This window comes from Streptomyces noursei (genome assembly GCF_001646665.1).
In the GTDB taxonomy this organism is placed as follows: domain Bacteria; phylum Actinomycetota; class Actinomycetes; order Streptomycetales; family Streptomycetaceae; genus Streptomyces; species Streptomyces lavendulocolor.
Map to the genome: position 1 here is coordinate 114,839 of NZ_LWBU01000384.1, position 21,768 is coordinate 136,606.

Genomic DNA, 21,768 nt, shown 5'->3' on the forward strand with positions numbered 1-21,768 from the left:
CACCCTCACGGTGTGCGTGGCGTCCATCGGAGGGCTGCTGTTCGGCTACGGCACGGGCGTCATCGCCGGTGCCCTGCCGCTCGTCAGCGCCGACTACGGCCTGTCCGCCTGGGCGCAGGGCGCCGCCGTGTCCGCCGCCCTGCTGGGAGCCGCGCTGACGGCTCCCAGCAGCGGGCGGTTCGCGGACCGTTTCGGCCGGCTCCCCGTGATCGGGGCGGCGGCCGCGGTGTATGCGGTGGGCACCCTCGCGTCCGCGGCCGCCACAGGCCCCGGGCTGCTCCTCGCCGGGCGCTTCCTCGTCGGCCTGTCCCTGGGCGCCACGTCGTTCGCGGTACCGCTGTACATCTCGGAGATCGCGCCGCCGGCCCGCCGGGGCGCGCTGGTGACGCTCAACCAGCTCATGATCACCATCGGGCTGCTGCTGTCCTACGTCGTCGCCTACGCGCTCGAACCGTCCGGGGCCTGGCGGGCGATGCTTGCCGTGGGCAGCGTGCCGGCCCTCCTGCTGCTGGCCGGGATGTTCCTCGTGCCGGAATCCCCGGACTGGCTGCACAGCAGGGGCCACGGCCCGCGGGCGGCCCTGGCGGCGGCCCGGCTCGGCATCGAACTGGAAGGCACCCCGCCGCCGGTGCACCCGGAGGCGCGGGGCGCGGCGGCGCAGGGCGGCGCGGTACGGGGCCGGGCGGCCGGCGTGCCCGGCGACGGGCGGCCGGCGCAGGGCCGGACGCGCGGCCCGGGGCTGCGGGCGGCGTGCGCCCGTGCCGGCCGGCGGTGGGTGGCGCTGGGCCTGGCGATCGCGATCCTGGTGCACCTCACCGGCCTCAACACGGCCATCTACTACGCGCCGACGATCCTCGCCTCCAGCGGCCTCACGTCGGCAGGGGGCATCATCGGCTCGATCCTGGTGGGGGCGTGCAACGTCGCGGCCACGATCGTCACCGTGCTGTTCCTCGACCGCTGGGGACGGCGACCGCTGATGATCGGCGGCCTCGTCGTCATGGCGCTCACCGCGCTCGGGATCACCCTCGCCGGTCTCCTCGGGCACGAGGGCACCGTGACCGCTCTCCTGCTGTGCGTCTTCATCACGGCCGGGGCGATCGGCCCCGCCGCCGTGTTCTGGGTGTACATCTCGGAGATCTACCCCTCGGAGGTGCGGGGAGCGCTGATGAGCCTGGCCACCGCGGCGCACTGGGCGGCCGACTTCGTGGTCGCCACGACGTTCCTGCCGCTGGTCCAGCAGCTGTCGCTGGCCGGGACGTTCGCGCTGTACGCGGCCATCACGGGCGCGTCGGCCCTGGCGCTGGCGCGATGGATGCCCGAGACCCGGGGTAAGCCACTGGTGGCGACCGCGCGCCCGGCGGCAGCCGCGTCCTACGCCGACTGAAGGCCGCTCTTCCCGTACGGGACCACCGGCCGCTCCCCGAACCCGACCTATCCCAACCCGACGAACCGGCCCCGCCTCGCCCGCCCCGTCCGACCCGACCGCACCGATCGACCCGCACCCGCACCCGCACCGATCCGTACCCGGAACCAGAAAGCGTCTCGCGCATGCACCCCGATCTCGCCCCCCGCCACGCCAACTGCCTGCTCTTCGACTGGGACGGCACCCTGGTCGACAGCCAGTACGCCAACTACCGGGCCATGGCGGCCGTACTGTCCCCGGAAGGCGTCGACCTGGAACAGGAGTGGTTCGACGCCCGTACGGGCCTGTCGTCGGCGGAGATGATCCGCACCCTGGTCGACGAGCGCTCCCTCGCCCTGTCGCGCCCCGTCGAGGACCTCGTCGCCGACCGCGACCGGATGTTCCTGGAGAACGCCCACACCGTGCGCCCGCACCCCGAGGTGCTGCGGATCGTCGAGGCCATGCACGGCCGGGTCCCCATGGCGGTGGCGTCCGGCGGAGCGCGTCACGTCATCGAGGCGACGTTGCGCCACCAGCCGTTCAGCGAGCACTTCGACGCCCTGGTGACCCGTGACGACGTCGACCGGGGCAAGCCCGCGCCCGACATCTTCCTGCGCGCGGCGGAGCTGCTCGGCGCCCATCCGTCGCGCTGCACGGTGTACGAGGACAGCGACGAGGGCATCGAAGCGGCGCACGCGGCGGGCATGACGGTGATCGACGTACGCCCCTACACCGGCCTCCTCCCCCGTTCCGGCGCCTGAGCGCCCCGCCGCGGGCGGCCGGCGGGCCGGCGGGCGGGCGGTGGCCGTCGTGCCCTGCCGGGCCGCGGGACGGCGCGCCCGGCACGGGAGGCGGGGCGCCGCCGCGGTGCGCGGCGGCGCCCGGCCGGTGTCCGGGGTCAGGCGGTGTCCGGGGGTCAGGCGGTGTGGAGCCGCAGCCCGTAGCGGCCGAGGATCTCGTTGACCGGCTGGAACCACGTCTCGCCGCCGGAGGCGCAGTTGCCCCACCCGCCCGACGTCACGCCCTGCGCCTGGTCACCGCTGATGAACGCGCCCCCCGAGTCGCCGCCCTCGGCGCACACGCTGGTCTTCGTCATCTGGTGGACGGCGCCCTGGCTGTAGTTGACGGTCTCGTTCTTCGCCAGGACCGTGCCGCAGTGCCACCGCGTGGTGGAACCGGACCGGCAGATGGACGCGCCGACGGGAGCCTCGGCGGACCCGCGCACAAGGCGGTCCGGCACGGTGCCCCAGCCGAGCACCACCGGGACCGTCCACCAGCCGCTGTGGATGCTGACGTAGGCGTAGTCGTCGCCGGGGAAGGAGGAGCCCTGGAAGGTGCCCATCGCGGACCCGTCCCAGCCGCGCACCGCCGCACCCGCACGGCCGCAGTGACCGGCGGTGACGAAGCCGCCGTGGACCGAGAAGCCGATGGAACAGCGGACGTTGCCGGTGTAGTAGGGGTCGCCGCCGACGGTGCCCGCGGCGTACGTGACCGGCGCCCGTTCCGCTTCGGCGACCACGACGGGGCCGGCCCGGCGGGCCCGTTCGACGAAGGCGCGGACGGCGGGGCCGTTGCGGTCGGCCCGTACCACGGTGACGACGACGCCGTTCACCCGCGGGTCGACGTGCCAGCCGGCCACTCCGGCGGGGGCGGGCAGGGCGTCGATGCGCTTCTTGACGGCGTCGAGGCGGGCCGCGCTGTGGGTGACGAGCCGGACGTCGGCACCGAGCGCGCGTATGTCGGCGGCCTTCTGACGGTCGGTCACGGCGACGACGAGGCGTTCCTCGTCCGGGTCGAACCAGGAGCCGCCGTACGCGTGGCCCGCGGCGCGCTCGGCCCGCGTCTCCAGCGCCGTGGCGGCCCGCTCGGCCGCCAGGCGCCGCTCCGCCTGCTGCCGCGTCAGACCGAGGTCGGTGCGCATGCCGTCGAGGAGACCGGCCGCCGCGGGCAGGGGCTCGTCGGCGGGCCCGGCGGCCGCGGCGTGGGCCCCGGTTCCGGACAGTGCGGTGGTGAGCAGGAGCGCCGCCACGGCGGCACGAAGGGCGGGTAAGCGTCTCATGGGGGTTCCTCCGGGAGATGGCGGGCCCGTCGCCGTCCGGGCCCCGGGAATGGGGGGTGAGAGCGCTCTCAAGGACGCGCCGCCAGCGTATCGGTACAACGTTGTCAGGTCCATACCATCCCCACCCCACCTCGGCCCGAGGCGGACGCCTGGTCGGCGGACCGGGCAGCGGGCCGGCGAGGTCCCGACGGGAGAGCGGCTTCAGGGCGGGACAGCGGCTTGGGGGCAGGGGCCCGCCCGGCGGCATTCGCCGGACGGGCCCCGGGCCCCGACCCCCGGGAAGGGGGCTCAGCGTTTGAGCGTGAAGGTGAAGTCGCCGGAGACCCGGCCGCTCAGCCGGACCGCCGACACGATCTTCCCGTCCCCGATCAGTCGCTCGACCTCGGCCCGCGAAAGCCCGCAACCGTCGGCGATCAGTCGCACCGGCCGGACGGGAATGCGCGCCGCGAAACGGACCGCGACGTCGATCACCTCGCGGTCCCGGTGATCCGAACCCCCGGTGTCGAGGCTCCAGGCGCCCTCCCAGTCGAGGACGATGCGGTTGCGGCGCCGCACGTCCGGATCCTGGAGCAACTCGGCCGCCAGGGCGGCGTCGTTGTCGTGCAGCCGGTCCAGCAGCCCGGGCCGCACGGACCGCACGTTCACCCGTTCCAGGATCGTGAGCTTCGTGGTCGCCCCGCAGGTGGAGCAGAGCGCGAGGAGCCACACGTCGAGGACCTTGTGGTGCGCGTTGACACGGAATTTGCCGTCCACCCGGAAGCGCTCGAACGCGCAGGCGTGGCAACGGCGGATGACGGTAGGAAGGCAGGTGGGAGCGACCACCCAGGTGTTGAGCACAGAAGTACACCGGTTCCAGTGAGAAGTCCGCAGCAGGAAGCAGCGCGGCGCACATGCGCGACGCGCGACAGATCAGCTCTCGGGGGGTCTCACAGGGTGTACAACGGCAGGTCCTTGGCTGGACGACGAGGTTCGGCAGCACGGTAGTGGCACACCGCGCCGCCGCTCCAGCGATTTTCGTCGTACGGGCGGCTCCGGGCCGTCACTTCCCGGGCATGCGCCGGATCGCGACCATCGCGGCGTCGTCGCCGAGCCGCCCGTGGGGTGTGTGGGCGAGCAGGTCACGGCGCAGGCTCCGCAGGAGCGCCTGCGGGTCCTCGTCGGCGAAGGCACTGATCCGCTCCGCCAGGGGGTAGAAGGCGCCGGAAGCGTCCCGCGCCTCGATGACGCCGTCGGTGTAGAGCAGGACCAGGTCGCCGGCCGCGAAGGGGAACGTCTCGGGCACCAGGGCGGCGGGGTCGGCGAACTCGGTCAGTCCGAGCGGTGGCGCGGGTACGCGCACGTCGAGACTGGTCACCCGGCCGTCACGGAGGAGCAGCGGCGGCGGGTGGCCGCAGTTGACCAGGTGGAGCACCGGTGCGGTGTCCGGGATGTCGAGCAGGGCGGCGGTGATGAACGCCTCGCCCGTCTGCGCCGGCCGCTCCGGCAGCCCCGGCGGCTCCGCCTTCCCCGGCCGCTCCCCCTTGCCCGGCTGCCCCGGTCGCCGTCCTTGCCGCGCCCCGGCCGACTCCGGGTCGTCCAGGTCGGAGGAGACCGTGCCCTCCAGGTAGGTGACGAGCAGCGGGAGTTCGTCCTGCCGGTGGGCGGCGGCGCGGAAGGCGCCGAGAACGAGGGCCGCGTCCCCGACGGCTTCCATCCCCTTGCCCCGTACGTCACCGATGATCAGCCGAGTGCCCCGGGCGGTACGCGCGGCGGCGAACAGGTCGCCACCGATCTGCGCCTCCTCCTCGGCCGCCAGGTACACCGAGGCGACGCGCAGGGTGCCGATGCGGGCCGGCAGGGGGCGCAGGACGACCTCCTGGGCGGCCTGGGCGACCAGGCGCAGTTGCGTCATCTCCTTCTCGTGCCGCTCCCGGAGGTGCGAGAAGAAGGTGACGAACACGGAGATCAGGATGAGCGCGATGATCTGGAACGTGTGGTTCAGGTCCGTGAGGCTGGTGCGCACCACCGCGACGGCCGCTTGGGCCAGGACGGCGAGCAGGCCGATGCAGGCGGTCGTCCTCGGGCCGGCGAACGACGCCGTGACGGCCGGCGCGGCGACCAGGAACGGCCCGAGGTGAACCTCCGGCGGAGCGAGGATGTCCACCACCGTGACGACCACGATCAGACCGATCGGTACGGCCACCAAGGCGTGCCGCCGGTGCTCCTGCTCATGCCCCTGCACGATGGTTGGACACCTCCGCCTGACCGGTGGGCGTTCGCCTCGAAGGATCAGAGTGCACCGGGTCGTCCCCGTCCGGCGGCACCCGGGCACCGGCCGGTGTGGCGTGGGGCGGTACGGGCGGAGGACGGGACGGAGGACGACGACGGGAGGGGCGGCGGGGCACCCGTACCGCCGGACTCCTCCGGTGCGGTGGTGTCAGGCGCTCGCCCGCGTGCCGGTGTTCCCCGTGCCCGCGCCGGGACGGATCTCGAAGACCTGATCGAGGCCGACGACGGTGAGGACCCGCGCGACGGTGTCGGGGACCTGCTGGAGCGCCATCCGCGCCTGTGCGTTCTCCGCCCGGCGGTGGGCGGCGATGAACACGGAGATGCCGCTGGAGTCGCAGAAGGTCAGGCCGTGCAGGTCCAGGAGGAGGGTTTCACCCGGTCGGAGGGGGATGTCGCGGAGGGCGTCACGCAGGCGGGCGGCGCTCCGGTGGTCGAGGTCGCCCGCGACGGTGACGACGGGTCCGGTCAGGGTGGTTCCGGTGCTGGTGGTCAGGTGCGGCACGTCGCTTCTTCGGTGGGTCCGGTGGGTGCGGTGGGGTTGATGCCGAGGGTGAGGATGGCGGTGTCGTCGTCGAGGCCGTCGCCGAAGCTCTCCAGGAGGGTGGTCAGCGCGCCCACTGCCTTGTGGGCGGTGACGGGGGCGAGGTCGGAGGCGTATTCCAGCAGCGCTTCGTCGCCGTAACGGGTGCCGTCGGGGCCGATGCGGGCTTCGGTCAGGCCGTCCGTGTACAGGACGAGGGTGTCGCCCGGAGCCAGGTCCCGGCTGGTGGCGGTGAACGGGGCATTGGGCAGGATGCCCACGAGCAGGCCACCCGGTGTCGGGAGGTACTCGGCCGTGCCGTCGGCCCGCATGAGCACCGCCGGGGGGTGGCCCCCGCTGGCCAGGTGCACCGTCGCGCCGGTGGGGCCGGGGGTGAGGGTGCCGAAGACGGCCGTGCAGTAGCGGGGGTCGCCCCTGTTGTAGTGCTGGTGCAGCACGGTGTTGAGCGTGGTGAGAACGGTGACCGGATCGGGGTCGTGTATGGCAGCCGCGCGTAGCGTGTACCTGGTCAGGGACGTGACGGCCGCCGCTTCGGGGCCCTTGCCGCACACGTCGCCGAGGAAGAAGCACCAGCGTCCGTCCCCCAGGGGGAACAGGTCGTAGAAGTCGCCGCCGACCTGGTCCACCGAGGCGGTGTGGTAGTACGCGGCCGCTTCCATGCCCTCCGGCTGCGGGAGGGTCGGGGGCACCAGACTGCGCTGGAGCACGGCGAGGACGCTCTGGAGGCGGTTCCTGTCGCGTTCGGCCTCCTGCCGCGCCTCCTCCGCCTCCTTCCGTGCCTGCTCCGCCTCGTGCCGGGCCTTGTCGGCCTCCCGTTTGCGGTGCAGCAGCTCGTTCTCGTACGACCGGCGGTCCCGGGCGTCGACGATCGTCGTGCGGATCAGCTGGGGCTGGCCGTCGCTCCCGGCCTTCACCTTGGAGGAGACGAGCACGGGCAGCCGGGACCCGTCGGCGGCCTTGAGTTCGAAGGCGATGGAGTTCACCTCGCCCTGCATGCGCAGCAGCGGAGCGAAGTGGGTCTCGTGGTACAGCTTCCCGCCGACCGTGAGCAGGTCGGTGAACCTCTTCCTGCCGATGACCTGCTCGCGGGAGTGGCCGAGCCACCCCAGCAGGGTGGCGTTCACCTTCGCTATCTTCCCGTCGAGCAGGGTGGAGACGTACCCGCAGGGAGCGTTCTCGTACAGGTCTTCCACGTCGTCCTCCAGCAGCGCGCTGAACTCCGCGTCGGACGCCGTGCCGTCCGTCGGGTGAGGGCCGCGCCGGGAGTCGCGGTGCGTGTCGGGCGGAGGGTCCTGCTCCGTGCGGCACATCATGCCGGGGCCAGGAAGTCGATGACGGCGTCGGCGGTGGCCTCCGGCGCGCTGAGTTGCGGACAGTGGCCCGTCGCCTTCAGCGTCACCAGGCGGCTGCCGGGAATGGCGGCGTGCACGTAGGCCCCCACTTCCCGCGGTGCGATGACGTCCTCGGCGCATTCGAGGATCAGCGTGGGCGCCGTGACGGACGCCAGGTCCTGCCGGCTGTCGGACAGGAACGTGGTGCGTGCGAAGACGCGGGCGATGTCGGGGTCCGTACGGCAGAAGCTGTTGGTCAACTCCTCACCGAGCTCGGGCCTGTCGGCGTTGCCCATGATCACGGGAGCCATGTGCGCCGACCATCCCAGGTAGTTGGACTCGAGGGACTCCAGCAGTTCCTCGATGTCCTCGGCGCTGAAGCCGCCCTTGTAGTCGCCGTCGTCGATGTACCGGGGGGAGGGCACCAGCAGCACGAGCCTCGCGAAGCGCTCCGGCTCCCGGGCCGCGGCGAGGACGCCCGTCATCGCACTCACCGAGTGCCCGACGAACGCCACCTCTCGAAGATCCAGCTCCTGGCAGATGTCCAGTACGTCCTGGGCGTAGCCGTCCAGCGAGCCGTAACGCTCGGGACTCCAGGCGGCGAGATCCGACGAACCGGACCCGACGTAGTCGAACAGGACCACACGGAAACGGGCGGCCAGTGCGGGCACCACGAGCCGCCACATGTTCTGGTCGCAGCCGAACCCGTGCGCCAGCATCACCACAGGGCCGTCGGCCCTGCCGGTGACAGTGACATTGTTCCTGCTCACTACATCCATGCGGGCATCCTGGCACCCGCACCGCTCGCCCGGCGAATCCGCACGAGAGGGTGAGCGGAACCTCACAGGTCCGCCGCTGGACGGCGCTGCACGCCACGTGCGGGCGGCCCGTGCGGGGACGCGATCGGGCGCGGTGTGTGCGTGTCCGGACGCACAACTGCCTTACGGACGGGCCGGGCCCGGCCAGGACCGGCGGTGACACACCATGATCGTCCGGCTATCGTCGTCCCTCCAATCCATCGAGCCGGACAGCGGAGGAGCAAACTGTGCGCCAGGCAGCCGTGACGCCCGAAGGTGACCGGATCCGCTGGGTCGAGCTGCCGGGACGGGAACCCTCACGCGTCTACGTGCACGGACTGGGCGCCACCTCGTCCGTCTACTTCACGCAGGCGGCGGTCCATCCCCTGCTGGCCGGGCACCGGTCGCTGCTCATCGACCTGTTGGGACACGGCATCAGCGACCGGCCCGCGGACTTCGACTACACCCTCGAGGCGCATGCCGACGCCCTCGCCGAGGCCCTGAACCGCGCGGGTGTCACGGGAGCCGAGGTCATCGCGCACAGTATGGGCGGCTCGGTGGCCGTCGTGCTGGCCGCCCGGCACCCCCGGCTGGTCTCCCGCCTGGTCCTGGTCGACGCCAACCTCGACCCGATCCCGCCCGCGCCCGGCACCATGGGCAGCAGCGGGATCGCCGCGTACACCGAGCCGGACTTCCTGGCCCACGGCTGGAAGGAGACCCGCGACCTGGCCGGCCCCGAATGGTGGTCCACGATGCGCCTGGCCGGCCGGGAGGCGCTGTACCGCAGCGCGGTCCACCTCACCCGCGGCACCGTCCCCACCATGCGTGAGCTCCTCCTGGACCTGCCGATCCCCCGCGCCTACCTGCTGCCGGAGGCCGACGGCCCGCTGCCCGGCACGGATGCGCTCGTCGACGCGGGGGTGGCCGTGGTCCCGGTCCCCGACTGCGGGCACAACATCATGCTGGACAACCCGGAGGGCTTCGCCCGCGCCGCGGCGGCGGCACTCACGGACGGCGCCCGGCGCTAAAGGGTGTTGCGGAAGGTCGGGCTTCGGCAGGCGGAAGTGGTGCCTGACCGGCTGGTTCACCGGGTCATGGCGAGGTTGTGCATGGCGGCGACGGCCTGGACGGCATGGTGAAGTCCGTCGCCTCGCTGCCGACAGTCGCGCAAGATCTTCCAGTTCTTCATCCGGGCAAAGGTGTGCTCGACACGGGCCCTGACCCGCCGGTGCTCGGCGTTGTCCTCCTCCTGCCCGCGCAGAAGGGGGCGGCCGGCTCTCCTGCGGTGCGGAACGATCAGGCCGGTGCCGAGGTAGGCGCCGTCCGCGATCACCGTCGTGCTCGCCGCCAGGGCGGGCAGGTCCGACTCGCGCCAGACGTGCGCGTCGGCCTTGCTGCCCGGCACCGGCCGGGCCGCTGCGATGACCAGGCGGGTGTCTGCGCCGATGATGACCTGCACGTTCGCCGAGAACCGGTAGTTGCGGGACGAGGCGCCGATCTTCCGGTCGCGGACCGGGATCAGGGTGTCGTCCACAATCCACAACCGTTCGGTGTCCACCACCGGCCGCGGAGCCCGCTGGAGCGCCAGCAGCGGACGGAGCCGCTGGATGACCCGGCAGACCGTGGCCGGCGAGACCCCGAACAGCGGAGCGAGCTGCCGCACGGTGAGGTTCGTGCGGTAGTACATGGCCACCAGCAGCACTCGATCCGGCGGCGGCAGGCACCACGGACGGCCACCACCAGGCCCGTTCCCGCCCCGCTCCTTCACTGCCTTCACCAGCTTCGCAAACCGATCCATCCGCAAGCCCGTGAACGTCTCAACCCATACCGACTCAGCCGCAACACCCCGCCCATACAGGCAAAATGCCCAGAACTGAGCCTTCTGCAACACCCTTTAGGGCCTGTTGCGGAAGTGCACTGCTGGGCAGCTGAATCCTGCGGGTCGGTACAGTCGCGTGCATGCTGAAGCCAGTACTGCGTGCAGTTGAAGCCAGTGGTCGTATCGTGGACGATCCGACCGAGGAGGCTCTGCACGACCTGCTGTCCGAGATGAACCTGTCGCACCGGTTTGTGATCCTGGAAAGACTCGATCTGGAGCCTGTGGATCAGCACTACATTCAGGTGTACCTGAACGACGACCTCAGCTACCAGGTCGAGTACCGCGAAGGCAGTGCAGACAAGCACCACCAGGCCCACGTCCCAAGGCTTCATGAAGTGTTCGGCCCGGAAGAGCCCACCGCCCAGGTGATGATGGACTGGGCTCACGATCGGCAGGGATGGCGGGAGGCGTTGCCGTGGGCCCCCATGCCTTTTCAGTGAAGTACAGCCACTCGTTGATCGCCGCGACCAGGACTGTCGCCTCGCAGCGGACGGCGAGCTTGTCGTATCGCGTGGCGACCGCCCGGTGTCTCTTGAGGCGGTTGATCCGGCACTCCACCGCGTGCCGCTGGCGGTAGTCGACCGGGTCGAAGCGCGGTGGCCGACCACCGCGGGGTCCGGTTTTTGGCGGTTGCGCACCTGGTCGGCCTTGTCGGGAATGGTGCAGCGGATCCCGCGGCGGCGCAGGTATGCACGGTTCTTGCGGGAGGCGTACGCCTTGTCCGCGCGGACCCGGTGGGGGCGGACGCGTGACCGGCCCGGCCCTATGCGGGGCACACGGACCTTTGCCAAGACGGGTTCGAACTGCGGCGAGTCCCCGCGCTGCCCGGCGGTCACCACGATCGCCATGGGCTTCTGGCCCTGCTCGACGGCCAGGTGCAGCTTGGTGGTGAACCCGCCGCGCGACCGTCCCAGTCCGTGGTCTCCGGGCTCTTCATGGACACCGCCCGGTGGTTCCTTCTGCAGGTCACCCTGCCTTCGGGCTCCGGCCGCATGCTGGTGGGCGCGGCAGACCGTGGAGTCGACATTCAGGTCCCGCACGATCGCCCCCTTCGCGTCGGCCAGGGACTGAAGGCGGGTAAGAATGCGGTGCCAGATGCCGTTCCGCTGCCATCGGCGGACCGCGTAGACCCGGTTCCACGGTCCGTACTCGACGGGCACGTCCCGCCACGGAACACCGGTCCGGACCCGGAACCGTATGCCGTCGATCAGCTGCCGCCGGGGCCAGACCGGTGGCCGCCCGGCCTTCGCCCCCCTCGGCAGCAACGGCTCCAGCATTGCCCACTGTTCGTATGTGAGATCTCCTCGACCCATGAACCGTGATCATTCACAGCCCAAGATCGACTTTCGATACACGGCCTAAGGCCGCGTCCGCAAAGTCTCGCCCGGCCGTGAGGGGCGGTGTCCGGGCGGTGAGCGCCGGCGGCCGGGCGGCCGTCCGCGGAGGCGGCGTGTGATGCCGGGCGTCGCGCGATCCGCCGGTGTCAGGCGCGCTGGAGCCAGTCCCGGTCCAGGCGGTCGGCCAGGCCGGCGCTGGTGAAGGCGGCTTCCAGCTCGTCGCGGCCCTCGGTGAAGTGGGCCCAGCTGTCGTGGTGGACCGGCACCACGCGGCGGGCGCCGAGGGTTCGGGCGGCCTCGGTGGCCTGGGCGCTGTCCAGGACGAGCAGTCCGCCGCCGAAGAGCATGGGGAAGCGCGGGGCTCCGGCGAAGAGGATGGCGGTGTCCACCGGGGCGAAGCGTTCCGCGATCTCCTCGACGGCGTCGAGCGAGGCGTTGTCTCCGCTGACGTAGACGCTGGGCAGTCCCTGGCCGGTCAGCACGAAGCCGACGACCTGGCCGGTTATCGGCTCGATCTCCTCGCGCTTGCCGGGACCGTGGACGGCGGGGACCCCGGTGACCGTGATGGTGCCGCCGCCGGGGCGGGACAGTTCGACGGACTCCCAGTCGGCCAGGCCCTTGGCGTTGCCGCCGAGGCGCTGCCCGCCGCCGGGGGTGGTCAGGGTGAGCGGGACGTCGGCGAGGAGGGCCCTGCCGGCGGTGTCGAGGTTGTCGGCGTGCTCGTCGTGCGAGAGCAGCACCACGTCGATGGGGCCGAGGTCGGCCGGGGTGGCGGCGGAGGAGGCGGTCTTCGTCAGCGTCGGCCCCGCCGAGGGGTAGTCCCCGGGGGCGTCGAACGTCGGGTCGGTCAGGAAGCGCAGGCCGCCGTACTCGAAGAGGGCGGTCGGGCCGCCGAGAACGCGGACCGGGAACTCATTGGCGTCATGCCCGAGCATACTCATGTTCCTCACGGATAGGAGACGTATTTACCGTGAGCCACACTAGGCGGATGTCACGGAAAAGAGCAAGCGATAACATGAGGACATGGAAGAGACCGCAGCCGCCGACACCCCGCACGCCGCGCTGCCCCCCACTCCTGGTGCCGACACGTACCGTTCCCTGGACTTCGCCGACACCGCCACGACCCTGCCCGCCGGCCAGAGCTACGACCTGCTCGCCGTCCCCGCGTCCGCGATGCGCTGGCTGGCCACCCACAGCCTGACCACCCCGGACGTGCAGTTGTACGAGGTGTGCGCGCAGCGGATGCGGACCTTGCGCGGCCATGTGCGGGCCCTGTTCGCCGCGCACGTCGAAGGCGCCGCCCCGCCCGAGGAGTCCTTGCGGGCGGTCAACCAGGCGCTCACGGCGGTGCCCACCGCTCCCCCGCTCGCCTGGGACGGCGAGCGGGGGCTGCGCCGCGTCCACGCCCACCCCACCGACCAGGCCGTCAACCACGCGCTGGCCATCCTCGCCGCCGACGCCGCCGACCTGCTCACCGGCCCGGACGCCGCGCTGCTCGCCGCCTGCAAGTCCGCTCCGTGCGACCGCTTCCTGCTGCGCACCCATGGCCGGCGGCACTGGTGCTCCACCCGCTGCGGCGACCGCGCCCGCGCGGCCCGTGCCTACGCACGGCGCAACGACCCGGCGGAGTGACGCGCCGGATCCCGTCCGGCACGTAGGGGCGTCCGGGCATCCCGCGGCGCCGTCACCGTCCGACCGTGTGCGCCGCTTACGACCCCCGACCGTGCGGCACCGGCCCGGCAGAGGGCGCGGACGCCGGCTTCCGTCCGCGGTAGGCATTTCGGGACCTGTCACGCCCCCGGCCGACACCGTTCGGGATCGCGCCGTACGGACTGGATCCGATCTTCGAGTCCGGCTCGGTGACGGTGCGCCACGGAACAGGGGTACGTGCAGTCCAGGGCCCGCCCGACCGAGCGGTGGCAGGCGCGGGCGCGAGCTATTCGTCCCCGCATCTGAACGACGGTCAGCTTGATGTCCAAGAAGGTGACTTCGCGTGCCCCTCATTCCTGTTTCTGAATCTGATCGTGCGCGGAACCTTGTCACTCCCGGAGGCGGCCCCTATCGTCGCGGCCAGAAAGCGCTTTCCCGAGTCATCCGCCGTCGCCCGGCCGAGCCGACGGTGGCGAGCGGCGCCGCCCTCCTGGCGCCGCCGACAGGCGAAGACGAGAGGTGAGCCACCAATGAGACGAACAGTCGGACTGCGATGCGGCTCGGCACTGGCCGTCGCGGCCCTCGCGGGCGCCGCGGGTGCGTTCCTGCCGGCACCGGAAGCGTCGGCGGCCGCCGCCGGCGCCACCGGTTTCGCGACCCAGAACGGCGGGACCACCGGCGGAGCCGGTGGGCAGACCGTGCGGGCCACCACGGGAACCGCGATCCACGCGGCACTGTGCGGCCGGGCCAGCAGCAGCACCCCGATCACCATCCAGGTGGAGGGGACGATCAACCACGGCAACACCGGCAAGGTGTCGGGCACCAGTTGCAGCACCGCCGCCGGCGTGATCGAGCTGAAGCAGATCAGCAACGTCACCATCGTCGGAGTCGGGGGCGGAGCCGTCTTCGACCAGGTGGGCATCCACATCCGCGACTCCCGCAACATCGTCATCCAGAACGTGACGGTGCGGAACGTCAAGAAGTCGGGTTCCCCCACGTCGAACGGCGGCGACGCCATCGGCATGGAGAGCAACGTACGCAACGTCTGGGTCGACCACGTCACCCTGGAGGCGTCGGGCGGCGAGTCGGAGGGCTACGACGGCCTCTTCGACATGAAGGACAACACCCAGTACGTCACCCTCTCCTACAGCACCCTGCGCAACTCCGGCCGCGGCGGCCTGATCGGCTCCAGCGAGACCGACACCTCCAACGGCTACGTGACCTTCCACCACAACCTGTACGAGAACATCGACTCCCGCGCACCGCTGCTGCGCGGCGGCATCGCCCACATCTACAACAACCACTACAGGAGCCTCAACGAGTCGGGCATCAACTCCCGGGCCGGGGCGCGCGCCAAGGTGGACAACAACTACTTCGAGGACTCCAAGGACGTCCTCGGCACCTTCTACACCGACGCGGCCGGCTACTGGCAGGTCGCCGGCAACATCTTCGACAACGTGACCTGGTCCGCCCGCGAGGGTGACCACAACCCCGCCGGGCCCAACCCGCAGTCCAACACGACCGTCGGCATCCCGTACTCCTACACGCTGGACGCGGCCGGCTGCGTACCGGACGTCGTGAGCCGTACCGCGGGCGCCGACAAGGGGCTGCGGGTGTCGGACGGCAACTGCACTCCCCAGACGCCGGACCCGACCCCGACCCCGACGCCGACCCCCACTCCCACACCCACCCCGACCCCCACGCCGACCCCGACGCCCACCCAGCCCAGTGGCACCAACCTCAGCATCGGTGCCGGCTCCGACGGTTCCAGCAAGGCCGACGGCACCAGCTACGGCAACGTGCGGGACGGCAACACGAGCACCTACTGGTCACCGGCCGGCCCGACCGGTTCGGTGTCCATCAAGTGGGGCTCCCCCACCGCGGTGTCCCGCGTCGTCATCCGTGAGGCCACCGGCTCCGCGGGCGCCATCGGCTCCTGGCGGCTCGTCAACGCCGACACCGGCGCCGTCCTGACCTCCGGCAGCGGGGCGGGCGTCATCTCCTTCGCGCGGACCTCGCTCCAGAAGATCACCTTCGAGATCACCGGGTCCACCGGCACCCCGAGGATCGCCGAGTACGAGACGTACGCCGGCTGAACCGCACTCCCCCGTCCGGGTCCGTTTTCGGCGGACCCGGACACCGGCGTCCCCGGCCCCCCACCGGAACCACCGGCGCCCCCGTACACCGCCGGACCGGTACACACCGCCGGACCCGGACGCCGCCGGACCCGGACAACGGCGGTCCTGCACGGGACCGTACCGAGCGGCGGGCGTGGCCTCTACGGGCGCTCCGCCGGGACCGGCCGCAGCGTGGGCCAGCGGGCGAGCATCCGCCGGCGCACGGCACCGCTGAGGAGGCCGAGGCCGGCGAGGGGGGCGCGGCCGGCCGCCATCCGGCCGACCACTCCGAGCCGGTGGACGAGCCGCTGCCGGGCGGTCGCGGTGCCCCACGTCCAGTCCTCGTGCGGGATCCGGGCCAGGTGGTCCGTGCCGTCGCGCCCGGCCCGCTGCACCAGGGCGTCGCCGCGCAGGAGCCAGCCGGCGCATGCGTCGGCGAGCCCGTCCGGGACGTCGGCGCCGGTCGAGGCGTACCACTGCTCGCGGTAGGCGCGTTCCGCCCGTTCCAGCAGCGGCTCCGACGCCGACGTGACGCACCAGCAGGTGGGGAACCCGATGCGGAAGTAGGCCAGTTCCATCAGCCCGCTGCCGAGTGAGGCCTGCTCGAAGTCGATGAACCTGATGCCCGCGTCGGTGTGGAGGTCGTTGCCGGGGCAGGGGTCGCCGTGGAGGAGCGCGTACCCGGGCGCCCGGCCGAGCCGTGCGACGAGGTCGTCGAGTTCGCCGGGCACGCCGTCGGGGACAGGCACCTCCAAGGACTCCGCCAGCCGCAGGAAGGACCCGGCATCGGCCGCTGTCGGGCCCTGCCACCGGGGCAGGTCCCCGGCGTCACCGGGACGCGCGGTGGCGTGCAGCCGCGCCAGCGCGCCCGCGTGGCCGACGATCCAGTCCGGGGCAGGGCGCCGGTGACCCAGATGCTCCAGGACGACGACCCGCTCGGCCGGATCGGTGGCCAGTACGGCGGGGACCACGGGAGGCGCGGCCCGGCCGGCGATGCGCAGGGCAGCCACCTCGCGTGCGTACCGCTCGTCGGCCCCGGGGCCGTCGACGAGCTGCTTCACCACCGCTTCCGTTCCCGGCAGTTCGACGTGCCAGACGCGCGACCGGGGGCTGCTGGCCAGTCGGCGCGAGCGCCGGGGCGGCCCCAGAGCGGCCCGTAAGGCATCCCCGAACGGCAGTCGCGACTCCATGAGCCGATCCTTCCACGCGGCCGGACGGTCCGGCGACGCCTTTACGCCGCCGAGGGCGGCCGCCTCCCGGCCCCGGCAGAGGGGGGTCCCGAGCGGCCACGGCGGGCGCCGGGGACGGAGTACGACGCGCCCCGACACCGCCGTCGCGCACCGGGGCGACCCGTACCGCATCCGGCCGCCGTTCAACACCGCGACCGTGTCGGCCGTGGTCGTGACCTCCGGCGAGCGGCGCCGGAGGGCGCGGAGAGCGGCGTCCCGGCGCGCACGGCGTGGAACACGTGGCCGTGATGACGCCGGACGGTCGGGCCGGCGAGCGGGCCACGGTTCCCGGCGAGCAGCGGCACCGGCCCGGCCCTCGGCCGGCGGTCATGCGGTCCGCCCCGGGGCCGCGTCCGGCATGCCGAAGGGGTCAGCCGCGCCAAATGCGTTGCGGGCCCCAACGGCACCGGCCCGGCCGACGGCCGGCAGCCACGCGGTCCCGGCGAGCGGCCGCACCGCCCCGGCCCTCGGCCGGCGGCCACGGCATCCGGCGCGCCGCCGTAGCCGCAACCGCAACCGCCCGCGCCCCGCACCCGCACCCGCACCCGCACCCGCACCCGCGACCAGTTTCGGCCGTTCGGTGGCGACCCGCGCATCCGGCGGGGCGCACCAGGGCGCGCGGAGTTCCGCCGCGGTGCGGCGCGGGCGAACCGGCGGTGGGACCCTGCGCCGGGGCCCGGCCACGACCGGCGCCGCCCGGTCGATCCGGCCGACGCCCGGCCCCTCGAAGGCCGACGGCCCGCCATGATTTCCACCGGAGCCCGTCCACCTGACCAGTGGACGAACGGGTGCACGCGGGAACCGCTCGGGGAATCGAAGGGGGACGTGACAGGTGCTGGTGGAGCGAGACGAAGTGCTCGGTACGGCGGCGGCGGCCGCGACCGCCGCGCGGGCCGGCGAGGGACGCTGGGTGCTGCTGGCTTCGGCGGCCGGGATGGGCAGGACCGCCGCGCTGGACGCGATCGTACGGCGGGAGTCCGCCGGCGGGGCCATGCGGGTCGCGCGGGCGCGCTGCGTACCGGAGGAGGCGGGGTTCCCGTTCGGACTGGTCCGGCAGGTGTTCCCGGGCGACGGCGCCGTACCGTTCTCGGCTCCGGCCGGACCGGACGAACAGCTCGTCCTCCACCGGCTGGTGGCGTGCCTGGCCCGGTCCTCGGCCGAGCGGCCGGTGCTGCTCGCGGTGGACGACCTGCACCACGCGGACGAGCCGTCGCGGCGCTGGATCGGCTACCTGGCGCGCCGCATCACCGGCCTGCCCGTGGCGCTGGTGCTGACCGAGTGCCTCGACCAGTCGGAGCCGACGCCCCTGCCGCCCGCCACGGGCACGACCGTCCGCCTCCGTTCGCTCGGCGCGCAGGCCGTCACCCGCATCGCCCGTGCCGCCGGGCTGACCGAGGAGCAGGCCGCGACCTGCGTCGAGGCGGGGGCGGGCATTCCGGCCCTGGTGCGGGCGCTCGTGGCCGACCTCGGGGAAGGCCCGCTCCCCCGCCCGCCGTCCGGCCCGGCGCGCAGCCGTTACCGCGAGACCATCACCGGCTGGCTCCGGCACCGGGCCGATCCGCGCTCGCGCCACGTGTGCCTCGCGCTCGCCGTCGCGGCCGACGGCGGGACGCCCGACGGGCCCGGCCTTCTCGACCAGGTCGCGGACCTCTGCCCGCACGGGCGTCCGCCGAGCGCCCGCTCGGTGCGCCGGCTCGGCCGGATGCTGCGCCACCCCCTGGCGCGGGAGGCCGTCCTCGCCGCCGCCGAACCCGGGGAGACCGCCGCCCTGCACGCGCGCATCGCCCGGCTGCTCGACGAGAGCGGGGCACCCGCGACGACCGTGGCGTCCCGGCTCCTGCGCGTCGACCGGCCCGGCGAGGGCTGGATGGCCCGCTCGCTGGCCGAGGCCGCGGAGGAGGCCGCCGGCGCCGGTCGTGTCGCGGAGGCCACCGCGTACCTGCGCCACGCCCTGAGCGGCCCGCATCCCCCGGACCGGCGGGCCGACCTCAGCCTGCGGCTCGGCGCGCTGGAGCTCCCGCACAGTGCCGCCGCCGGCATCCGCAGGCTCCGCACCGGGCTGGAACTGCACACCGACGTCCGGGAACGGGCCGCCGCGGCGCCCGCCCTCAGCGCGGCCCTCGTCGCCGGCCGCCGCACCGACACCGCGCTGCGGGTCCTGCACCAGGCGAGCCGCGGCGCCGACGACGAGCTGGTCCAGGTGCTGCAGACCCTCGGCGCGCTCATCTCCTCCCACGACGCCGCGGCATGGCGCAGCGCCGTCGCCCGGCTGCACGCCCTGGCGCCGACGGCCCCGGTGACCATCGAGCCGCTGGTGTGCGGTCTGATCACCGAGTACGAGGCCGGCGCCGGGCTCTGTTCGGCGGCCGAGGCGGTCCGGCGGGTACGGAAGCGTCTCGCCGCGCCGGTGGACCCGCGCCTGCGCACCGCCTGGCTGGGCAGCGCGGCGACCCTCCTGCAGTGGGCGGACCACCTGCCCGAGGCGCGGGCGCTCGCGGACGGGTGCCTGCCGGCGGCGCCCACGCCCCCGGACCTGACGGACGCGGGCGTGCAGTGCCTGCTCAGCGTGCGGGCCGAGGCGGCCCTGTGGGCGGGGGACTTCTCCCGGGTCGTCGCCGAGAACGCCCCTCTGGTGGAGGCGTCCGCCGGGCAGGGCGTACGCCTGCCGCACCTGGTGGCGATGGTGGCGACCGCCCACGCGGAGGCCGGCCGGCGTGCCCGGGCGTGGGAGGTCCTCGCCGGCCCGGGCCCGTCCGGTGCCGACAGTTCCTGGGAGTGGAACGAGTTGCGGTACGCGCGGGCGCTGCTGCACGCGGCGGACTGCAACTGGGCGGCGGCGTACGAGGACCACCTGGCGTGCGGGGCGGGCCAGGCCGCCCGTGACTTCGTCAGCCCGGTGGCCACCCCGTGGCGTTCCGGTGCGGCGCTCGCGCTGGTACGGCTCGGGCGGCGGCGGGAGGCGCGCGAGCTCGCCGAGGAGGAGCTGCGCCACGCCCGGACCTGGGGGACCCCCCGGACGGTCGGCCGGGCGCTGCGGGCGCACGCCGCTGCGGTGGGCGGGCGGTCGGCCCTCGAATCGCTGACCGAGGCCGCCGAGTCGCTGCGGTCCGGCCCGGCGCCCGTGGAACTGGCCGAGACGCTGGTGGACCTGGGGCGGGCCCACATCGAGGCGGGCAACGGCCGCAAGGGCCGCGACGCGCTGCGTGAGGCGCACGCCGTGGCGGAGCGGCTGTGCGGGACCGCCGCCCCGGTACCCGGCGGCGGTGCCGTGAACGGCGCCCCGCCGGTCCTCGCCGGCCGGCTCCTCGGTGTGGTGGAGGAGGCCCTGCGCGAGGGGCGGGTGCGCGGCCGGCCCCGCGCGATGACCGGCTGTCCGGCGCTGACCGCCGCCGAGCTGCGCGTGGTGGAACTGGCGGCCGCGGGGCACACCAACGCCCACATCTCCGCCGCGCTGCACCTCACCCGCCGCACCGTGGAGACCCATCTGACCAGCGCGTACCGCAAGTTGGGCGTGACGCGGCGGGCGCAGCTGGCGCCCGTACTGGCCCGGGAGGCGGAGCCGGCCGCGCCGCCGCCGCCCGGCTGACCTGGCGGGCACGGCACGGCACGGCACGTTCACGGCACGCGCGCGCCCCTCCCCTCGCCGTGTGCCGGGGCGGGAGGAGGGGCACCGTACGGTCAGGACAGGGTGAACACCGGGCTGGCGTTGTCACCGCCGCCGCCGGACCGCCTGCACTGGTAGCCGGCGGGCGCGGAGCACTCGTAACTGTTGCTCCCCACATAGGGGTTGTTCCACTTGATCCGGACGTTGCCGACGCCCTGGAGGACGTACGTCGCCTCGCCCTCGGTCCCGGTCGCGAACCCTTCGGACTCGCTCTGCCAGGAGCGGGTGTTGCCCGGCGGGATGGACTCCGGCGGGTACTGGTTGGCCGTCCACACCCCCCACGCCAGACGCGCGTCGGTGCGGAGCATCAGGCGGTCGGTGTGGTTGTTGAACGTCACGTGCGTGCTGCGGGCCGCCTGGGCCACCGGAGGTCCGGCCAGGGCGGACGCGGGCCCGGCCGCCGGCGCGGCAGCAGGCGGAACGGCGGCGGACCGGACGGGGGCGGACGGAATCGTGGCGGACGGGGCCGGGGCGGAGGCGACCGTGGCCGACGGGGCGGGGGCCGACGCGCCGGTGGTGGACCGGGCGGCCGCGGCCGGTCCGCCGGAGAGCCGGAAGCGGACGGTGGCATTGTTCCCGCCGCCGGTCGACGAGTCCCTTACGCAGCGGTAACCGGACGGTGCGGTGCAGTCGTAACTGTTGCTGCCGACGTACGGGTTGTTCCAGTAAACGGCGACCTCGCCACCGGGCACCGAGAACGAGGCCCGCCCCTCCGTCCCCGTCATCATGCCGCAGGATTCGCTCTCCCACTGGCCCGCCCGGTGGCCGGGGACGTACTCGGGCACCAGGGACGTCCAGCAGCCGTGCTGGAGTTCCGCCTGGACGCGCTGCATCCCGCCGGCGGTCTGATTGTCGAACACCACCCGGGTGCTGCGGGCGGCCTGGGCGTCCGGCGGGGACACGGCCGCGGCGGGCTTGCCCCGCGGCACGTCCTCCTGGACGGGATGGGCGGCTGCCGGGGAGGTGAGGGCCCCCGCGCCGGCCAGGGCGAGCATGGCGGTCAGGAGCACCCTGGCGGCTCCGCGCGGGGCGCGGGCGGCGGGTGACGGCGTGTTGGTCTTCACGGTTGCCTTTCGCATGGGGTGGAAACGGTGTGCGGGTGCGGGTGCGGTGGAACGGTGCGCGTCACGGGCGGCCGCGGTGCGGCTCACGTGTAGTGGATCCACCAGTTGGTGGTCTGCCGCACGGTGTCCCAGACCTGGACCAGGTAGTAGGCGGTTGCCCGGCCGATGCCGATGGTGAGCTGCGCGGCCGCCGCGGCGATCTCCGGGTCGCTGTACGGGCCTTCCCGCCACCCGGCGGCCGCGGCGGGCGCGGCGGTACGAGCGGTGGTCGGGTGCGTTCCGCTCACGGTGGCGGCACCGGCACCGGCACCGGCACCGGTACCGGCGTCCGGGTCGGCGGCGTGCGCGACGGCGGGGCCTCCGACGACGGTGACGGCGGCGAGGGCGGAGGCGACCGCCATGGTGGTGATGCGCATGGGTGACTCCCGGC

At 73.6% G+C, this 21,768-nt stretch carries 18 protein-coding genes and 1 pseudogene; 7 read left to right on the forward strand and 12 right to left on the reverse strand.

Translation table 11 applies throughout. The annotated features are described in order from the left end of the window. Window positions 1-16: 16 nt before the first annotated feature. Both A4V12_RS31165 and A4V12_RS31170 read left to right on the forward strand, forming a co-directional pair. Window positions 17-1,384, forward strand: a complete 1,368-nt coding sequence (locus tag A4V12_RS31165) for an MFS transporter (protein ID WP_234372404.1) — start codon at window positions 17-19, stop codon at window positions 1,382-1,384. A 164-nt stretch (window positions 1,385-1,548) separates the two neighbouring features. Further along, the gene (locus A4V12_RS31170; protein WP_064072821.1) at window positions 1,549-2,163 is read left to right on the forward strand and encodes an HAD family hydrolase; all 615 of its coding nucleotides are present in this window, start codon (window positions 1,549-1,551) and stop codon (window positions 2,161-2,163) included. Window positions 2,164-2,318: 155 nt separating this feature from the next. Here the strand turns inward: A4V12_RS31170 and A4V12_RS31175 are convergent, their stop codons facing one another. From A4V12_RS31175 to A4V12_RS31200, 6 genes are all read right to left on the reverse strand, one after another. After that, complete coding sequence (locus A4V12_RS31175) at window positions 2,319-3,461, reverse strand: S1 family peptidase (RefSeq protein ID WP_064072822.1); 1,143 nt, start codon at window positions 3,459-3,461, stop codon at window positions 2,319-2,321. A 288-nt stretch (window positions 3,462-3,749) separates the two neighbouring features. Beyond that, entirely contained in the window at window positions 3,750-4,298 is a 549-nt protein-coding gene (locus A4V12_RS31180) for a DUF1062 domain-containing protein (RefSeq protein WP_064072823.1), read from the reverse strand. Between the two features lie 202 nt (window positions 4,299-4,500). Beyond that, entirely contained in the window at window positions 4,501-5,685 is a 1,185-nt protein-coding gene (locus A4V12_RS31185; RefSeq protein WP_064072922.1) for a PP2C family protein-serine/threonine phosphatase, read from the reverse strand. Between the two features lie 192 nt (window positions 5,686-5,877). Continuing rightward, complete coding sequence (locus tag A4V12_RS31190; protein WP_064072824.1) at window positions 5,878-6,231, reverse strand: STAS domain-containing protein; 354 nt, start codon at window positions 6,229-6,231, stop codon at window positions 5,878-5,880. Further along, window positions 6,219-7,583, reverse strand: a complete 1,365-nt coding sequence (locus A4V12_RS31195; RefSeq protein ID WP_064072825.1) for a PP2C family protein-serine/threonine phosphatase — start codon at window positions 7,581-7,583, stop codon at window positions 6,219-6,221. Before A4V12_RS31195 ends, A4V12_RS31190 begins: the two co-directional genes overlap by 13 nt. Next, window positions 7,580-8,380: an alpha/beta fold hydrolase gene (locus tag A4V12_RS31200; RefSeq protein ID WP_064072826.1), complete on the reverse strand. Its 801-nt coding sequence runs from the start codon at window positions 8,378-8,380 to the stop codon at window positions 7,580-7,582. The genes A4V12_RS31195 and A4V12_RS31200 overlap by 4 nt, the downstream gene beginning before the upstream one ends. A gap of 266 nt (window positions 8,381-8,646) precedes the next feature. Between A4V12_RS31200 and A4V12_RS31205 the strand changes: the two genes are divergently transcribed. Then, window positions 8,647-9,426 (forward strand): alpha/beta fold hydrolase, encoded by a 780-nt coding sequence (locus A4V12_RS31205; RefSeq protein WP_064072827.1) that lies wholly within the window; start codon window positions 8,647-8,649, stop codon window positions 9,424-9,426. Between the two features lie 56 nt (window positions 9,427-9,482). Here A4V12_RS31205 and A4V12_RS31210 read toward each other — a convergent pair whose 3' ends face one another. Continuing rightward, a complete protein-coding gene (locus tag A4V12_RS31210; RefSeq protein WP_064072828.1) occupies window positions 9,483-10,196 on the reverse strand; it encodes an IS5/IS1182 family transposase in 714 nt (237 codons plus the stop codon). Between the two features lie 161 nt (window positions 10,197-10,357). Between A4V12_RS31210 and A4V12_RS31215 the strand changes: the two genes are divergently transcribed. Then, window positions 10,358-10,717 carry a hypothetical protein gene (locus A4V12_RS31215; protein WP_064072829.1) on the forward strand — a complete coding sequence of 120 codons (360 nt, stop codon included), beginning with the start codon at window positions 10,358-10,360 and terminating at the stop codon, window positions 10,715-10,717. Between the two features lie 4 nt (window positions 10,718-10,721). Here A4V12_RS31215 and A4V12_RS35805 read toward each other — a convergent pair. Further along, a pseudogene (locus A4V12_RS35805) lies at window positions 10,722-11,590 on the reverse strand (IS5 family transposase); the annotation flags it as partial. A 170-nt stretch (window positions 11,591-11,760) separates the two neighbouring features. Further along, window positions 11,761-12,555 (reverse strand): MBL fold metallo-hydrolase, encoded by a 795-nt coding sequence (locus tag A4V12_RS31220; RefSeq protein WP_064072830.1) that lies wholly within the window; start codon window positions 12,553-12,555, stop codon window positions 11,761-11,763. An 82-nt stretch (window positions 12,556-12,637) separates the two neighbouring features. Between A4V12_RS31220 and A4V12_RS31225 the strand changes: the two genes are divergently transcribed. Then, window positions 12,638-13,246, forward strand: coding sequence for an ABATE domain-containing protein (locus tag A4V12_RS31225; RefSeq protein ID WP_064072831.1), 609 nt, complete (start codon window positions 12,638-12,640; stop codon window positions 13,244-13,246). A 548-nt stretch (window positions 13,247-13,794) separates the two neighbouring features. Continuing rightward, the gene (locus A4V12_RS31230) at window positions 13,795-15,360 is read left to right on the forward strand and encodes a pectate lyase family protein (RefSeq protein WP_064072832.1); all 1,566 of its coding nucleotides are present in this window, start codon (window positions 13,795-13,797) and stop codon (window positions 15,358-15,360) included. Between the two features lie 182 nt (window positions 15,361-15,542). Here the strand turns inward: A4V12_RS31230 and A4V12_RS31235 are convergent, their stop codons facing one another. Continuing rightward, the gene (locus tag A4V12_RS31235) at window positions 15,543-16,571 is read right to left on the reverse strand and encodes an aminoglycoside phosphotransferase family protein (protein WP_064072833.1); all 1,029 of its coding nucleotides are present in this window, start codon (window positions 16,569-16,571) and stop codon (window positions 15,543-15,545) included. 871 nt (window positions 16,572-17,442) lie between these two features. On the opposite strand from A4V12_RS31235, the gene A4V12_RS31240 reads away from it, so the two are divergent. Continuing rightward, a complete protein-coding gene (locus A4V12_RS31240) occupies window positions 17,443-20,196 on the forward strand; it encodes a LuxR C-terminal-related transcriptional regulator (protein WP_079137496.1) in 2,754 nt (917 codons plus the stop codon). Window positions 20,197-20,288: 92 nt separating this feature from the next. On the opposite strand, the gene A4V12_RS35810 is transcribed toward A4V12_RS31240, so the two are convergent. Together A4V12_RS35810 and A4V12_RS37815 are read right to left on the reverse strand one after the other, a co-directional pair. Continuing rightward, entirely contained in the window at window positions 20,289-21,353 is a 1,065-nt protein-coding gene (locus tag A4V12_RS35810; RefSeq protein WP_267893245.1) for an aegerolysin family protein, read from the reverse strand. Window positions 21,354-21,421: 68 nt separating this feature from the next. Beyond that, complete coding sequence (locus tag A4V12_RS37815) at window positions 21,422-21,754, reverse strand: hypothetical protein (RefSeq protein WP_064072835.1); 333 nt, start codon at window positions 21,752-21,754, stop codon at window positions 21,422-21,424. Window positions 21,755-21,768: the final 14 nt, after the last annotated feature.

What these genes read in the sequence shown, in the direction of transcription:
- A4V12_RS31170 (WP_064072821.1), top strand. Translation starts at nt 1,549, where the DNA reads ATGCACCCCGATCTCGCCCCCCGCCACGCCAACTGCCTGCTCTTCGAC.
- A4V12_RS31175 (WP_064072822.1), bottom strand. Translation starts at nt 3,461, where the DNA reads ATGAGACGCTTACCCGCCCTTCGTGCCGCCGTGGCGGCGCTCCTGCTC.
- A4V12_RS31195 (WP_064072825.1), bottom strand. Translation starts at nt 7,583, where the DNA reads ATGATGTGCCGCACGGAGCAGGACCCTCCGCCCGACACGCACCGCGAC.
- A4V12_RS31200 (WP_064072826.1), bottom strand. Translation starts at nt 8,380, where the DNA reads ATGGATGTAGTGAGCAGGAACAATGTCACTGTCACCGGCAGGGCCGAC.
- A4V12_RS31210 (WP_064072828.1), bottom strand. Translation starts at nt 10,196, where the DNA reads ATGGATCGGTTTGCGAAGCTGGTGAAGGCAGTGAAGGAGCGGGGCGGG.
- A4V12_RS31215 (WP_064072829.1), top strand. Translation starts at nt 10,358, where the DNA reads ATGCTGAAGCCAGTACTGCGTGCAGTTGAAGCCAGTGGTCGTATCGTG.
- A4V12_RS31220 (WP_064072830.1), bottom strand. Translation starts at nt 12,555, where the DNA reads ATGAGTATGCTCGGGCATGACGCCAATGAGTTCCCGGTCCGCGTTCTC.
- A4V12_RS31225 (WP_064072831.1), top strand. Translation starts at nt 12,638, where the DNA reads ATGGAAGAGACCGCAGCCGCCGACACCCCGCACGCCGCGCTGCCCCCC.
- A4V12_RS31230 (WP_064072832.1), top strand. Translation starts at nt 13,795, where the DNA reads ATGAGACGAACAGTCGGACTGCGATGCGGCTCGGCACTGGCCGTCGCG.
- A4V12_RS31235 (WP_064072833.1), bottom strand. Translation starts at nt 16,571, where the DNA reads ATGGAGTCGCGACTGCCGTTCGGGGATGCCTTACGGGCCGCTCTGGGG.
- A4V12_RS35810 (WP_267893245.1), bottom strand. Translation starts at nt 21,353, where the DNA reads ATGCGAAAGGCAACCGTGAAGACCAACACGCCGTCACCCGCCGCCCGC.
- A4V12_RS37815 (WP_064072835.1), bottom strand. Translation starts at nt 21,754, where the DNA reads ATGCGCATCACCACCATGGCGGTCGCCTCCGCCCTCGCCGCCGTCACC.